This window comes from Leptospira sp. WS58.C1 (assembly GCF_040833995.1).
GTDB classification, from domain to species: domain Bacteria; phylum Spirochaetota; class Leptospiria; order Leptospirales; family Leptospiraceae; genus Leptospira_B; species Leptospira_B cinconiae.
The window spans coordinates 3,690,161-3,703,952 of sequence record NZ_CP162137.1 but is presented as its reverse complement, the minus strand read 5'-3'; the positions used below and the strand labels follow the sequence as shown (position 1 = coordinate 3,703,952).

Genomic DNA, 13,792 nt, shown 5'->3' with positions numbered 1-13,792 from the left:
CTTTAACAACCGGAAGATGCCGATAACATAGGTATCATGAAAATGCGGGAGCAGTTTCAGTCGGCAATTCTTTCGGCAATTGTCCTTTTTACCTCCATAGACCTATATTCTCAAACCAAAACAATCCCCTCCAGGTTGGATTCTGTCCTTTCCAAGAAGGAATTGGTAGTCGGGGTCAATCGTGTCTACGAACCTTTTTATATCCAAGATCCGAAAGAAGGTTTTCCGGGATTTGATATGGAACTGGCAAAACTTTATGCTGATTACTTGGGAGTTGCGCTCAAAGTGAAACCTCTCAAAACCTTTCGACAATTTTCGGATGAGATCTCTGCAGGAACGATAGACATTGCTATGGCTGGGATGTCAACGGACTTGAGCCGCGGAAAAACGGTTACCTTTTCGGACCCTTATCTTCTTACAACTCCAGCCGGTCTGGTAAATAAACGTTCCCTTCCCCCGGAGCCGGAAGGTAGTATAGTAACTACTAGGACTTTTAAATCTTTGGAAGATTTATCGGTACTGAATGCTCTTTCATTTTCAGTTAGATCCAATACTACAAATCATAATTATCTTTTGAGGAGATTTGGTAAGAACCAAATCTATAGCTATCTATCGGATTCAATCGCGATAGACGCTTTGACAAAAGGAAACGTGATTTGTTACGTAGCAGATAGTTTATATATTCTATCATTATTACAAAAGCAACCTAGTCTAAAAGCGAACTATGTAGCTCTAGTGAATCCGGTTATGGATGAGTATATTAGCGCCGCATTACCTTTGAACGATCTAGTCTTTACGGACAATTTTAATTTTTTTATCAAAGAATTAAAAAGAACAGGCGTGATCGAAAGTCTCCGTTCTAAATATTTTCTAGGAAGCGGTTGGGTAAAATAATTCGTGTTGGATTCTCCGTCTCAAAAGATCCGAATTCTCGCCCTAGTTATCCTTGTTCTTTTTGGCCTCTCTGTTTCTGCTCAGGAAGTAGAGGAAAAAACAAAGATAGATTTTCAGGGGAACTACCGGGTGCGTGGATTTAGTCTGGGAAGAGATATTTATACTTCGAGACAAACGCCTGTTACACCTTACAACCGATCGGATTTTCTACAACAATACAATCAGGACACTCTGACTAAGTACCAAAATGAGCTAGCAGCTAGACAGAAAGGTTATCCAAGTACTCTCAGTCCTCAAAAGGAAGATACAACCTATTACGATACTAGGATGACATTGAATATGAACTTTTCGACTTCGAAATATTTCGAAGCGTTGGTGGGTGTTCAAATTGGTGACGTTATTTTCGGTGGAAGAGGAGTTAATCAGACTTCTAACGTGGGGCCCGGTCAAGGTGGAGAAGCCTCATTCAGTTCTGCTGTGAATATGCAGACGAACTTTTTATATCTAAACTTTAAATTACCGGAGAAAAGTTTTACTGCAAGAGTTGGTTTACAACTTTTTACCTCTGCACAAGGAAGAGTTGTGTTCGTTCCGGGAACAGGCGTGAATTTAACCAAGGATATCCGGGATTGGAACACTACGATAGAAGGCGGTTGGTTTGTAGCAAAACAGAATAATCTCACCGACTTGGACAGGAATACGTTTGCAGATAAAAATTACCAAGGCTCCAACGTTTATTTTTATAAGATCAAAACGAGTTTTTTTAATAACACAAAACATGAACTGTACAGTTTTTATTTGGATGATAACCTAAGGGAAGTTCAAGACGTGAACGGTGTGTACGGATTGGTTTCCAGGACCAGCGACGCGAATCAATTGTTCTGGCATGGTTTATTTAACGAATTTAATTTTTCAGATTTTACATGGACTATTCACGGTATTTACAATCACGGAACCGTCAAATCTTTGAATCCATACAGGGATGCCGATGGTAATGAGATCCAACAGAAGTACGACTTGTATAAGATCAAAGGAGGATTTTTTGATACACAATTATCTTATCGCTATAATGAATCCATAAGTATTACTTCCATGATTTCCGGTTCTACCGGCCGACCCGGTTACGAAAAGGATGGCACCAGATCCAACTTGCATGGGAACGGTTATAGAACTTTGTTCCCCGGATATTCTCTTTCTAATATTGCGAACGACTTTACGGGAGGTTACGCATTATTTTCCGGTAGAGACATGAGCGGTTTGTACGAGTACGGAATATTTACGGATATCGTTCTATCCGGACCCTTGGTTTTGACTTTAGGATATTATAGATTGTACGGGACCAAGTCTCCTCTCATCGATAATAATAGATTTTACAATGAGGAAAACTTCTATCACACCTCAGCTTATTTCGGTCAGGAATATAACGTAAATCTAAGATGGAGTGCATTTCGAGATATGCAGATACTTTTACGTTCCGGTTATTTCGTAGCGGGTAACGGATTGAAAGCTTATTTAGATACGACACAGGGAACAATTCTAAGAGAATTGTTCGTCACAGCGGAGCATAGGTTCTAAAGTTTGAGTCGTGAGCGGATCGCTCTACCTAACGTGTATTGGTCCGCGAGTTCTATGGAACCACCGACTGTGATCCCGTAAGCGATCCTAGTAACAGTTACATTAAAATTCTTTAATTGATGATTCAGATAATCCGCTGTTGCATCCCCTTCTAAAGTAGGGTTGGTCGCAACTAAGACCTCTTTTAGATCTTCGGGTTCGATTCTATTTAAAAGTTCTCGAATGCGGAGATCTTGAGGTCCTACTCCTTCTAAAGGAGAGATGACTCCGTTGAGCACATGGTATCTTCCTTTGAATTCTCCCGTGTTCTCTATGAAAAATACGTCTTCCGGTTGTTCTACTACACAAACTGTATGGCTGTCTCTTTTTTCGGAGAGGCAAAGATCGCAGATCTCTTCTTCAGAATAAGATCCGCAGCGGGAACAAAAACGGATCCTTCCCTTTACTTCCGATAAACTTTGGATGAAGCCGTTAAAAACGGCAGGATCTTGTCTCAATAAATGAAAACTGATACGGTAAGCGCTTTTTCTTCCGATTCCTGGAAGGGAAGAGAGCGCATTTACCATTCCTTCAATCAAATGTTCAGCCAAGGTTACCGCCGAATAATTTGGAAATTTCAGAGAGATCTATTCCGCCCGTGATCGATTTTAATTCGTATTCGGCGGCCTGCTTTGCTTTTTGAATAGCGTCGTTGGTTGCCGCCATTACTAGATCTTCTAACATTTTATTATCTTCTGAATCGAATAATGCACGATTGATCTTTACATCCACGATAGAGCCGTCCCCGGTAGAAGTAACCTGGACCATTCCTGCGCCTGCATCACCCATCACTCTCAGGTTGGAGATCCTTTTTTTGATCTCTTCCATTTTACCTCGCATTTCTCCCATCTTGGAGAAAATTTCGGATGCGTTCTTTAAATTTTCAAACATGGCTTTTATCCTAGAGTCCCAGCTTAGGCACTTTGGAAGGATCTACATCCGTTCCTAAAAACTCGTTTTTGAAAGATTTTTCCCATTCTGCGTCTTCGGAAGAAACATTTTTTGCCATATCTTCCAAAGAGGAAAGTGGTCCTGATTTTTGTTCCTGAGGGATTTCTTTCTTCTCTTTAGACACAATTGGGGCTGCTGTCGGAGCTGGAGTTTGTAATTCTTTGGGTGGCGTAGTTGCAGCTTGTTTCTTAGGAACCTCGAATGTAGTGGTAGGTGAGTTCGAATCCTGGTCTTGGATCATCAGTATGAGATGATTGATCCTATCTACAAGTCCCGCAAGGCTCGGTTTTGCCAGGTCTTCCGTAAGTTTTTTAATCTGTATCTCTATGAAAATTTTGATCTCGAAAGAGTTTCTCAAACGAAGAGTTTTTACTTTTTCGAATAATTCGAATAAACGAAAAGAAAGTTTGTTCAAAGCGATCGGATCTATGGATTCGAAATCCTTTCTCATCTTGATCAGATCCTCTCTCGGATAGTTTACTGATTCGGAATCCGCTACGGAATCTTTCAATAAACATAATGTATGAGTGAACTCGATCGAATCCCAAAGGAATTTGAAGATATCCTGACCTTCTTGGTATAAGTTCTCAATAATCTGTAAGGACTTGGAAGAATTTTCGGCATCTACCAGACTTTTGATAAAGTCGGATAAAAAATCGATCCCATGGTAACCGATCATTTTTCTGATCTCTGATCCTAAGAGTCGATTGTCAGTGAATACAAGAGCTTGCTCCATGAAGGAAAGCATATCTCTCACGGAACCGTCACCTTTCTTTGCTACCCAAAACAATCCTTCGGAATCGTACTTGGTTTTTTCTTCCTTACATAAATTCTCCGCATAATCTTGGAGAACGGATAAAGGGACTTTTTTAAAAATAAAGTCTTGGCATCGGGATAGAATTGTTTCCGGAATTTTATGATACTCGGTAGTAGCCAAAACGAAAACCACATGAGCAGGAGGCTCTTCCAAGGTTTTTAAAAGTGCATTGAAAGATTGGTCTGTAAGCATGTGCACCTCGTCTATGATGTACACTTTGTACTTACCGCCCATCGGAGTGAACTTTACGTTATCTCTAAGTTCTCTGATATTTTCTATCCCGCGATTACTCGCAGCATCTATCTCCAGAACATCTCCCGAAATTCCTTTCGTGATCTCTTGGCAAGAATCGCATTGATTGCAAGGTTCGTTATCGATCGGATTTTGGCAGTTCAGCCTTTTTGCAAAAATCCTAGCGATTGTAGTTTTTCCTACACCACGAGGACCGAAAAAAATATACGCATGACCTATCTTTCCGGATTTAACCGCATTTTGTAATGCACCGATCGCTAGATTCTGATGGATTACGTCCTGGAATCTTTGAGGGCGGTATTTGCGGGAGAGAACTTCGTGATTTCCGGCCATAGGTTTGTAATTTTACCAGATAGCCCGAGACAAGAAAGGAGGAAAAGCCTAAAAGTCCGTCTAATTTCTCTTATCTTTGAAGAAAGTTTTGAATAACTCTGTGGTCGTTTCAGACTTAATTAGGACAAGTTCTGGAAAAAAATTTCTGCTATAAATGGTTTCTAAAGGAAGAGAAGAAATCCCTTCTCCCAATTTTGCAGGTACCAGATATGCTACTTTAGGGATTCTAGAAAGAAGAATAGAACCCCCGCACATTAAACAAGGCTCTAGAGTGGTAATGAGGATACAATCAGTGAGGTATCGTTCCTTGCAGATCCGTTTTGCTTCGGAAATCGCAAGAAGTTCGCTATGTAAGGAAGAATCTTCCGAAATTTCCACCGAGTTGAAAGCTTCACAAATAAGACTTCCGTTTTTGTAAATTTGCGTGAAACTTGGGATCTCTTCCGAATTTTGGCTTCGAATTTCTTCAAATCGGTCTAAAAAAACCTTAAGGAATGGTTCTATAATTTCTTGGCTCATTTTCGGTTTCTATTTCTGTTTCTCTTTTAAATTCTTCTTGCTCTTAGCGTATGTAAATGGTTTTTTCAAGCGCATGATTCTTTCGGCCAAATTGATGAGACCGGCCGGTTCTTCCGCAAAGTCCAACACTCTACTTGTACGTTTAAATTCTCCTACGGGACCTGTTTCCTCTCAAAGGCAACCTTTAATCTTAGGCCTGGCCTTGGACAGAAGTTGGTCCATGAAAGGAAACAAGATGGATTCTGTCATCCAGGCTTCTTCCTCCCTGGTCAATTGGTTGACCCGTCGCGATTTTTTAACCGCCGTTGCTTACGCAGAAGATGTTCAGGTCATCCAACCTCTTGTTCCGTTGGCCGAAAAAAATTCCGTCATTCATAGATTGAATTCTATCCAAGTAGGTACTTCCACCAACCTAAGCGGTGGATGGCTTCATGTTCTAAGAACTTTGGAATTACATCCGATTGCGGACGGTTATAAAAGGGTGATTCTTCTTACTGATGGAAATCCAACATTAGGGATCAAGGATCCTGTTCAGTTGATCCAGATCGCGGCAGATGCCTATAAAAAAGGGATCAGTACGACTGTGATCGGTTTCGGTAACGACTTCAACGAAATACTTTTGAAAGAGATCGCGGAATCGGGAGGAGGTAATTTCTATTATGTGGAAACTCCCGAAGAAACCGGTGATATATTCTTCAAAGAATTCGGTGATATCGGGACCTTATACGCGCAATCCATAGAACTCAAAGTGGATTTTCCAAAAGGAATGGATTATTTGGATTTAGTCTCTGAAGTTTCTTCTTACCAAGAACCCGATCCGGAAGAGACAGGACGAACTAAAACATTAGTATTGGAAGTTGGAGACATGAGAGCGGACGATGTTAAGAGCATCGTAGTCCAGCTTCGCCCGACCAAAAAAGATACTCCTGCAAATATTAATATTTCTGCAAGTTATTACGAGCTAACCGACGGCGCAAAACTTGAACAAAAAAACATAGATATTCCTTTGGATTGGAGGGACGACTCTGCCAAGGAAGATGCGGATGTTGTTGTCGAGGCAACCATCGCTAAAACCGGAAAAGGTTTAAGAAAAGCGGGAACACTTTTGAAAGAAGGTTATACGGAAGAATCCATTGCTCTCCTAAACGATCTGATCAAAGATATAAACGAGAAGGAAGAACTGGCGCCTGAAGTTTTGCAAACGCTTGGCTTTAGGGTAAGTTCTTTAAAAAATCGGATCCTGGAAAATTCTCCTACTGCCGCAAAACATTTAGTGGCTTCCGCTTCCGAGCTTCAGTACGGAGCATTGGAAAATTTCCCGGACGATGGAGTGGAATACCACGATCAGATCTTTGCGTATCGTACGAATGAAGATATAGATCTTTATCGATGCCCTGAGATCAAAACTGCTATCCAAGAAAAGATGAAAGAAGGTTACAGATACATCGTATTCAATCTGGCTAAATCTTCGTATATCGATTCTTCCGCGATCGGTATGTTGATACAGATCGCAGGCTGGCTCAGAAAAAGAGGCGGAGAATTGATCGTAAGTAATCTAAGATCTTCCGTTAAAAAAGTATTCTCGATCACTCGATTAGAATCTCATATCCGTGCTTCCGAAACGGAGGAAGAGGCCCAAAGTTTATTGAAAGCCTGGATAGAAAGTAAGGCGGTTTAGCTTAGTAAGCTTTCCGCTGCGAGTATTGCATCCTTTACTTCCGAGTATAATCCGACCGGGATCGCGATACCTTTTTGGGTGGGTTTGTATTCACCTTCGCTGTCTGTGTACCAAACTCGTAAGTTCAGATATTTATTTCCTTTAAATTCTGAAATTTCGACTCGGATGATCTCACCTTTGCCTTTATCGATATCTCGGATTACGCTCATAGTTTTCCCTTCCTGACGGCAAAAGACTAAATTCCCGGTTTTGGATTTCCAGTCGTTTTCCATAAAAAAAGGCCCCCGATTGGGAGCCTTTTAGCTAGAAAAAATTTACAAAATCAATCAGTAAGTTTCCACGAAAAGTTGGTGGGCGCCTTCTAGATGATGTTTGTATTCTTCGTAAGTTCCTGAGTTTCCGTCGATCTTTTGGATCTCTTCGATCACTCCTTTTTCCATCCCTTTCGGACCGCCGCAGATATAGAAACGTCCACCGGAAGAGAGGACTTTTTTTACTTCCGCTTCCAACATTTTAACTCTGTGAGATATATACATTCTTCCACCGTCGAAAGGATTGTTTTCTTCTCTGGAGATAGCGGTAACTAATTTGAAATTAGGGAATTTCTGCTCTAATCCTCTTAGATAATCCATCATTACCAACTCATCCGAGTAAGGTGCACCGTATACGAGAGTTATATTCCCTGTGAAGTTGATGAGTTTATGCTCAAGAAGTTCTTCGCTCATTCCAATAAAAGGAGCAATCCCTGTTCCGGTTGCAAGGAACATGATGTCTCCGGAAAAGTCGGTGTTTGGAAGAAGGAATTTTTTTCCGGAGGGTCCGGTCATTACTACTTCGTCGCCTTCTTTCAGATCACAAACGTAATTGGAGCAAACGCCTTTGAACTGAACGTTTCCATCCGCATCGTAAACATTATCTCTTTTGATAATGAATTCGATCGTATCTTCTTTCATTCCGAAAGAATAGCTAGGAGAAGCGATGGAGTATAAACGAACCGTATAAGCTGCGTCTGCAAGTCCCTTCGCTTTTTTTTCAGGATCTTCACCCGGAGGGATGATTCCGCCTGATTGTCCTATCAAATACGGATATTGGCCATGATCAATGGCTAGAGTGATTCTATGAATTAAGGACTCGCCTTCCTTTTTAGGTCTTTTACCTGTTCCAGGTTCCGGTGTAAGGCGAACATTGCTGATGACCTTAGCTTTTAACGGGTTTGATTTTTTGAATATATTGATTTGCGGCTCTCTAACGGGCTTCATGGGCGGGCTGGGTCCTGATGTCGATTTCTGATGTATTACAGAATTTTTTCGGAAGCTAATTCGTCAAACGGGATATTTCTATAGGAAGACGGTCGATTTCTCCATATTATGTCTTCTTTATCTGTAATCCTTTGATAACTTATAGACTTAGATATTTGTCGCCTCATGTGAGTATTTCATTCCGAAATTTGGGATAGATTCGAATTCGAACCGCGGATACGTTGGCAGATATTAAAAGTCTAGAAAAGAGGGTCTTAATGGCTAGATATACATTGGAAGAACTGGCTTCCAAAATTTCCGGAGCAAAAATAGAAAATTGCGCGGACCCCAAAAAAGTTCAGGTGGAATCCGTATCTCCCGTCAATCCCGGAGTTGCGAACAGCATTAGTTTTCTCGCAAATAAGAAGATGTTAAACGAGGCAAAAAAGACAGCCTCTAGTATCGTTCTAACCACTTCAGAGTTCGCAAAAGAATTAGAAGTGCCTTGCTTGGTTGTAGATAAACCCGAACTTATCCTTGCTCAGGTTTTGGATCTCATCTATCCACCTCACAAGTTTGAAAATAAAGTAGAGACAAATGCATTCGTTCACCCTAGAGCAAAGATCGGTAAAAATTGTTATATTGGAAATTTTGCATCCGTTGCGGAAGATGCCGAGATCGGAGACAACGTAATCTTAGAAGACGGGGTTCGTATCGGAAGAGGAGCAAAGATCGGAGAAGGTTCGCATATAGGACCGAATAACGTAATCCACCATGGAGTTATCATCGGAAAAAGGTTCAGATCTTTCGGAAATTGTACTGTAGGTGGGGACGGTTTCAGATTCGTCTTCGCAAACGGTAAGCACAATAAGATCCCTCAAGTCGGAACGGTTATCGTGGGAGACGATGTAGAGATGGGTTCCAATAGCGCAATCGATAGAGGTGGTTTGGAAAACACGATCATAGGAGACGGCTGTAAATTCGATAACCTAGTTCATATCGGTCATAACTGTGTATTAGGAAAAAATGTAGTGATTGCAGGTTACACAGGTATAGCCGGTTCTACTACGATAGGAGATAACGTTACTATCGGCGGAGGGTGTGGGGTGGCAGACCATATCGGAATTCCGAGCGGGACGATCGTAGGCGGAGGGACCTCCGTCCGTAACACACTTTCTAAACCGGATATTTACGTAGGTTGGGATTACGGACTGACTTTCCCTGAATTCCAAAAGTTACGAGTGAATATCAAAAACGTGGTTAATTTCCAGAAATGGGCCAGAAGAATAAAGGCTCTAGAATCCAAATTGGGAATTAGCTCCGAGGAATAGGCTGCGGTTAAAATGGGTCTGCCAACATTCTTCATTTAGAATGCCCTAAAGCAAGGATTTGGCCGGTTCGAAAAACTTCCCGAACTATGTCCAATAGGCTTGACATCGTTCGGAGAAGGTTCAATTCTTCGCCTTATCCCAATCCGGAGGCTAGCCTTGAATACCCGACCCAATACTGAGGTCTTGGACCAGATTCCAAACTCCCAGATTTCCGGGCGGGACTTTCCTCAAATAAATAGATTAGGAAAGTTGTTGGATTCGTATGCGGACAATTTGCTGGAGCCACATTCACCAAAAGTCGTGCTGATCAGCGAGCTCAGATATAACCGCAATTAAACAAAAAGTAAATATTTTGATAAGACCCGAATTCTCGGGTCCTTCATTCCTTCTTCTGCCGAATAATATTAAGATTATTTAATTTTCTTATGGTCCTTTCCTAAAAAAAACAGGCAAGCTAAAGACATAACGCCGGACATTGACATTACCGTGATCATCGGATAAGCGCTTCCGTCGTGAAGAAGGCTAACTGCCGCTGTAGAAACCGCACCAAATACCATCTGTATTGCCCCCATTAAAGCGGACGCACTTCCTGCGTTTTTGGAAAAGGGGCCCATTGCGAGAGCGGAAGCATTCGGAACGATGAGTCCGAAAGCACTCACCAGGAAGAAAATCAAAACAAGCATAGGAATAAATCCGAAACCGAATACTTCGAAAATCACGAGCAAGGAACAGAGTATTAAATAAGAGAATCCGACATATTTCACAATGGTCGCGGCTTCCAATTTTTTGAGAAGGATGCGATTGATCTGACTAGCAAGGATCAGGCCGAAGGCGTTAAATCCGAACAGATAACTATAATCGGTTTGTGATAGTCCGTTTAAAACCATAAACACAAACGGTGAACCGGCAATATACGCAAACATCACTGCGGCGGAAAATCCGGAACTAAGCACGTAGGTTTTGAAGATCGGATTGGAAAAGACTTCGATATATTCTCGAATTACCGGAGCGATCTTAAGAGAAATGGAAGAGTCTCCTCCTTTGCTGTCTTGGAAAATCAGCAGAGATCCAAAGAGCATTAAAGTAGAAATTCCGGTGAGTGTGAAAAATATCCATTTCCAACTCGCAAATTGAAGAAGAAGTCCTCCGACGGTGGGTGCTAGTATCGGCGCAATTCCCATCACTAAAATGATCTGAGAAAAAACTTTGGCCCCTTCGTGAGGAGAGAACACATCTCTTACCACGGCTCTTGGGATTACCATTCCAGCGCAAGCACCTAAAGATTGAAGAAATCGGAAAAATATTAATGCATTCACGGAATTTGAAAACCCACATGCCAAGGAACTTGTGATGTATAACAGTAAGCCTACCAATAGAGGAATTTTACGACCGAAACGATCTATAATTGGGCCATAAAATAATTGTCCAAAAGAAATTCCGAAAAAGAAGCTAGTTAACGTTAGTTGCACATCAGAGATCGGAGTTCCGAGATCCTTTGCGATCTCATTCATACCCGGAAGATACATGTCGATCGAAAAGGGTGCAATTGCAGTCAATGCACCAAGTATTAGGATTAAAGTGCCATTAGATTTGCTCACTCTCCTAGAATTTGATGCGACTAGTAGAGGTCTATTCTTCTAATTCCTTCCTTAGAATTTTCTTATCGAACTTCCCCACACTAGTTTTTGGGATCGAAGAAACCGACCGAATATCATCTAACTTCGGTAATTGCCAATGAGCAAAATGTTCTTTGAGTCGATCATGAATCTCTTTCGGATCTACTTTTTTACCTTCTACGGGAACTACAAAGATAACCGGGGCTTCGTCTCTTACAGGATCTTTTCTTCCGACAACTGCGGCTTCTAAAACATCCGGATCTGCCATGACGAGATTTTCCATATCCACTGAAGAGATCCATTCCCCCCTAGTTTTGATCAGATCCTTTTTACGGTCTGTGATTTGCATATAGCCGAATTCATCTAGGACCACAACATCACCTGTGCGGAACCAACCATCCGAAGTAAAAGATTCAGGAGATTCTCCACTTTTGTAAGAAGCGGCGATCCAAGGTCCTCTTACTAAAAGTTCACCGGGAGTTTTTCCGTCTTTAGGAACGTCTTTACCATTATCGTCGATTGCACGGATCTCTACCCCTGGAACAGGAACACCTTGTTTGGCTCTATAAGAATATCTTTTATCACCGTTCCATTCTTCCATAAAACCGCGAAGATGAGAAACTGTCCCAACGGGAGAAGTTTCCGTCATTCCCCATGCGTGGAGAATAGAAATCCCGAAATCTTTTTCAAAACCTTCGATCAGACCTCTAGGCGCGGCAGAACCGCCGACAACCATAGTATGAAGTTTGAGATTATATTTCGTTTTCTTTAAATGTTGGTAGAGAACATTCCAAACTGTAGGAACTCCTGCAGTCAGAGTAACTTCTTCCGATTCCAATAATTCCGCAAGCGCCGCTCCTAAAAGATGTTTTCCAGGAAATACCAATTTACATCCGGTCATTACCGAAGCGAAAGGTATTCCCCAAGAATTAACATGGAACATGGGGACCACTGGAAGAACAGTTTCAGATTCTTTTATACACAATGCATCCCCCATGCAGATGGACATAGAATGTAAATACGTAGATCTATGAGAATATACGACCCCTTTCGGATTTCCGGTCGTTCCGGAAGTGTAACAGATCCCGGCCGCCTCGAACTCGTCGATAGGTTCGAAATTTTCGACATCGTCTCCCGTTTTTAAAAAATCTTCGTAAGAGATAGCGTTGGGCAGATTCGGGAAGGGAACATTCTCCTTATCGTCTATAATAATAAACTTTTGCACGCCGTGTATTTGGCTTAAATTCTTTTCGATCGACGGAGCTAACGACTTATCCACAAAGATAAATTTATCCTTCGCTTCGTTGATGATATAAGTGAGTTGTTCCGGAAATAATCGAATATTGATAGTGTGGAGAACTGCACGTATGCTTGGGATCGCAAAATACAGTTCCAAGTGAACCGAATGATTTAAGCAAAAAGTGGCGATCGCTTCTCCAGGTTTTGCGCCCGCCTTTCGTAATGCGCTCATTAATCGTATCGTTCTTTTGTAAAATTCACCGTAAGTTAGTCTTTGGACGGAATTATCATGCCATTTGGTAACGATTTCCTTATGCGGATGAACCTCTTTTGCTCTTTTTAGAATGGAAGGCAAAACCAATGGATAATCCATCATTGTGGAACGCATAAACTTCTCCGCATAAAATCTCGGCCCAAGATTATTGCACCGAATCGGTTGAGGTCAAGAAGAATCGAAAGAAATTGAGATTGTTTTATCTCAAAACGAACGATCTCCAGATAAATGCATGTTGGAGTTCCTAGATCCCGTTTTCAAAAAAAGACGAACTAAACAAAGTTAGTCGAAGGTTCACTTGCAGTACCCAGCCATAGAAAATCCCAATTCATAAGCGGTAAAAATTTGGATATTGGCTGCCCACGCAAGTTTAGAATCCGTGTCGGTTAGATCTGAAGTCGCGATCGTGATCGGTTTTATTATTTTTTGGGTGAAGTCGCAAGGAGATACAGGTAGGCCTTGGTCCCCCTTCATATATTTTCCAAGAGTGAAGAATAAAAAGTTTCTAACGATCTGAGACTTACCTTCGAGCGCATTTGAGAATTTTAGGTACGATTCTAAATTTGATTCCAGCTCCAGCCTTGCTTTCGTATCCAATGGATTCACTTTCAACTTTGCCGAAGTCGTTTGAAATTTCTTTTCTAAATCTAAGCGAAGTCTTTCCGCACAAAAGAATTTCGTTCCTTCTTCTGCGCTTAAAGTTTCATATTTGATCCTATAATATTCGATATTTCCGTCTTTATTCAAATGAAAATGTTTTCCTTCTCCTGCTTCCGGAACATAGACGATCTGACCTGTCATGTAATCCTCTCGAATATTCTGTTCCGATATTTTATATAAAGTCTCTAACATGATCCTCTCATTCCCACTTGAGACGGATTTGTCGGAAAAAAGAAACCGTAAGCAGGCCTTGTTAATATCCGGATGGTTTATATAGGTTTGTTGCATTCTTTGCGCTGAACCGATACAGGTGATCAAGAATAAGGAACAAAGATAAAGAACGCCTTTCATGCAAAGGAAAATATTCAGGCTGCTA

13 protein-coding genes are annotated in these 13,792 nt (G+C 41.4%); 4 read left to right on the top strand and 9 right to left on the bottom strand.

Going from position 1 to position 13,792, the window contains the following annotated elements; genetic code table 11:
- The first annotated feature begins 42 nt into the window (after window positions 1–42).
- Entirely contained in the window at window positions 43–894 is an 852-nt protein-coding gene (locus AB3N61_RS16985; RefSeq protein WP_020770567.1) for a substrate-binding periplasmic protein, read from the top strand.
- Between the two features lie 3 nt (window positions 895–897).
- Window positions 898–2,469 (top strand): hypothetical protein, encoded by a 1,572-nt coding sequence (locus AB3N61_RS16980; protein WP_367898165.1) that lies wholly within the window; start codon window positions 898–900, stop codon window positions 2,467–2,469.
- Here AB3N61_RS16980 and recR read toward each other — a convergent pair.
- Genes recR through AB3N61_RS16960 form a run of 4 tightly spaced genes read right to left on the bottom strand, consistent with a single transcriptional unit; the run spans window position 2,466 to window position 5,380 of the window.
- Window positions 2,466–3,035, bottom strand: a complete 570-nt coding sequence (gene recR, locus AB3N61_RS16975) for a recombination mediator RecR (protein WP_020770563.1) — start codon at window positions 3,033–3,035, stop codon at window positions 2,466–2,468. The two genes, AB3N61_RS16980 and recR, sit on opposite strands and share 4 nt — an antisense overlap.
- A 16-nt stretch (window positions 3,036–3,051) precedes the next feature.
- A complete protein-coding gene (locus AB3N61_RS16970; protein WP_020770561.1) occupies window positions 3,052–3,399 on the bottom strand; it encodes a YbaB/EbfC family nucleoid-associated protein in 348 nt (115 codons plus the stop codon).
- A gap of 10 nt (window positions 3,400–3,409) precedes the next feature.
- Window positions 3,410–4,861: a DNA polymerase III subunit gamma/tau gene (gene dnaX / locus AB3N61_RS16965; protein ID WP_020770565.1), complete on the bottom strand. Its 1,452-nt coding sequence runs from the start codon at window positions 4,859–4,861 to the stop codon at window positions 3,410–3,412.
- Between the two features lie 60 nt (window positions 4,862–4,921).
- The gene (locus AB3N61_RS16960) at window positions 4,922–5,380 is read right to left on the bottom strand and encodes a nucleoside deaminase (RefSeq protein ID WP_020770573.1); all 459 of its coding nucleotides are present in this window, start codon (window positions 5,378–5,380) and stop codon (window positions 4,922–4,924) included.
- 73 nt (window positions 5,381–5,453) lie between these two features.
- Here AB3N61_RS16960 and AB3N61_RS16955 point away from each other — a divergent pair, with 73 nt between their 5' ends.
- A complete protein-coding gene (locus AB3N61_RS16955; RefSeq protein WP_367898164.1) occupies window positions 5,454–7,058 on the top strand; it encodes an anti-sigma factor antagonist in 1,605 nt (534 codons plus the stop codon).
- Here the strand turns inward: AB3N61_RS16955 and AB3N61_RS16950 are convergent.
- Together AB3N61_RS16950 and AB3N61_RS16945 are read right to left on the bottom strand one after the other, a co-directional pair.
- The gene (locus AB3N61_RS16950; RefSeq protein WP_020770581.1) at window positions 7,055–7,267 is read right to left on the bottom strand and encodes a transcriptional coactivator p15/PC4 family protein; all 213 of its coding nucleotides are present in this window, start codon (window positions 7,265–7,267) and stop codon (window positions 7,055–7,057) included. The two genes, AB3N61_RS16955 and AB3N61_RS16950, sit on opposite strands and share 4 nt — an antisense overlap.
- A 117-nt stretch (window positions 7,268–7,384) precedes the next feature.
- Window positions 7,385–8,317, bottom strand: coding sequence for a ferredoxin-NADP reductase (locus AB3N61_RS16945; RefSeq protein ID WP_367898163.1), 933 nt, complete (start codon window positions 8,315–8,317; stop codon window positions 7,385–7,387).
- A 257-nt stretch (window positions 8,318–8,574) separates the two neighbouring features.
- On the opposite strand from AB3N61_RS16945, the gene lpxD reads away from it, so the two are divergent.
- Window positions 8,575–9,627, top strand: a complete 1,053-nt coding sequence (gene lpxD / locus AB3N61_RS16940; protein ID WP_367898162.1) for a UDP-3-O-(3-hydroxymyristoyl)glucosamine N-acyltransferase — start codon at window positions 8,575–8,577, stop codon at window positions 9,625–9,627.
- A 410-nt stretch (window positions 9,628–10,037) separates the two neighbouring features.
- Here the strand turns inward: lpxD and AB3N61_RS16935 are convergent, their stop codons facing one another.
- From AB3N61_RS16935 to AB3N61_RS16925, 3 genes are all read right to left on the bottom strand, one after another.
- Complete coding sequence (locus AB3N61_RS16935) at window positions 10,038–11,153, bottom strand: multidrug effflux MFS transporter (protein ID WP_367899111.1); 1,116 nt, start codon at window positions 11,151–11,153, stop codon at window positions 10,038–10,040.
- 103 nt (window positions 11,154–11,256) lie between these two features.
- Window positions 11,257–12,870 carry a long-chain fatty acid--CoA ligase gene (locus tag AB3N61_RS16930; protein WP_367898161.1) on the bottom strand — a complete coding sequence of 538 codons (1,614 nt, stop codon included), beginning with the start codon at window positions 12,868–12,870 and terminating at the stop codon, window positions 11,257–11,259.
- 180 nt (window positions 12,871–13,050) lie between these two features.
- Window positions 13,051–13,767, bottom strand: coding sequence for a hypothetical protein (locus AB3N61_RS16925; RefSeq protein ID WP_367898160.1), 717 nt, complete (start codon window positions 13,765–13,767; stop codon window positions 13,051–13,053).
- Window positions 13,768–13,792: the final 25 nt, after the last annotated feature.

Excerpts from the sequence above, each read along its gene's own strand:
- lpxD (WP_367898162.1), top strand. The coding sequence starts at position 8,575 with ATGGCTAGATATACATTGGAAGAACTGGCTTCCAAAATTTCCGGAGCA.
- AB3N61_RS16970 (WP_020770561.1), bottom strand. The coding sequence starts at position 3,399 with ATGTTTGAAAATTTAAAGAACGCATCCGAAATTTTCTCCAAGATGGGA.
- AB3N61_RS16985 (WP_020770567.1), top strand. The coding sequence starts at position 43 with ATGCGGGAGCAGTTTCAGTCGGCAATTCTTTCGGCAATTGTCCTTTTT.
- AB3N61_RS16960 (WP_020770573.1), bottom strand. The coding sequence starts at position 5,380 with ATGAGCCAAGAAATTATAGAACCATTCCTTAAGGTTTTTTTAGACCGA.
- recR (WP_020770563.1), bottom strand. The coding sequence starts at position 3,035 with ATGGTAAATGCGCTCTCTTCCCTTCCAGGAATCGGAAGAAAAAGCGCT.
- AB3N61_RS16955 (WP_367898164.1), top strand. The coding sequence starts at position 5,454 with ATGATTCTTTCGGCCAAATTGATGAGACCGGCCGGTTCTTCCGCAAAG.
- dnaX (WP_020770565.1), bottom strand. The coding sequence starts at position 4,861 with ATGGCCGGAAATCACGAAGTTCTCTCCCGCAAATACCGCCCTCAAAGA.
- AB3N61_RS16935 (WP_367899111.1), bottom strand. The coding sequence starts at position 11,153 with ATGTATCTTCCGGGTATGAATGAGATCGCAAAGGATCTCGGAACTCCG.
- AB3N61_RS16930 (WP_367898161.1), bottom strand. The coding sequence starts at position 12,870 with ATGCGTTCCACAATGATGGATTATCCATTGGTTTTGCCTTCCATTCTA.
- AB3N61_RS16950 (WP_020770581.1), bottom strand. The coding sequence starts at position 7,267 with ATGAGCGTAATCCGAGATATCGATAAAGGCAAAGGTGAGATCATCCGA.
- AB3N61_RS16925 (WP_367898160.1), bottom strand. The coding sequence starts at position 13,767 with ATGAAAGGCGTTCTTTATCTTTGTTCCTTATTCTTGATCACCTGTATC.
- AB3N61_RS16945 (WP_367898163.1), bottom strand. The coding sequence starts at position 8,317 with ATGAAGCCCGTTAGAGAGCCGCAAATCAATATATTCAAAAAATCAAAC.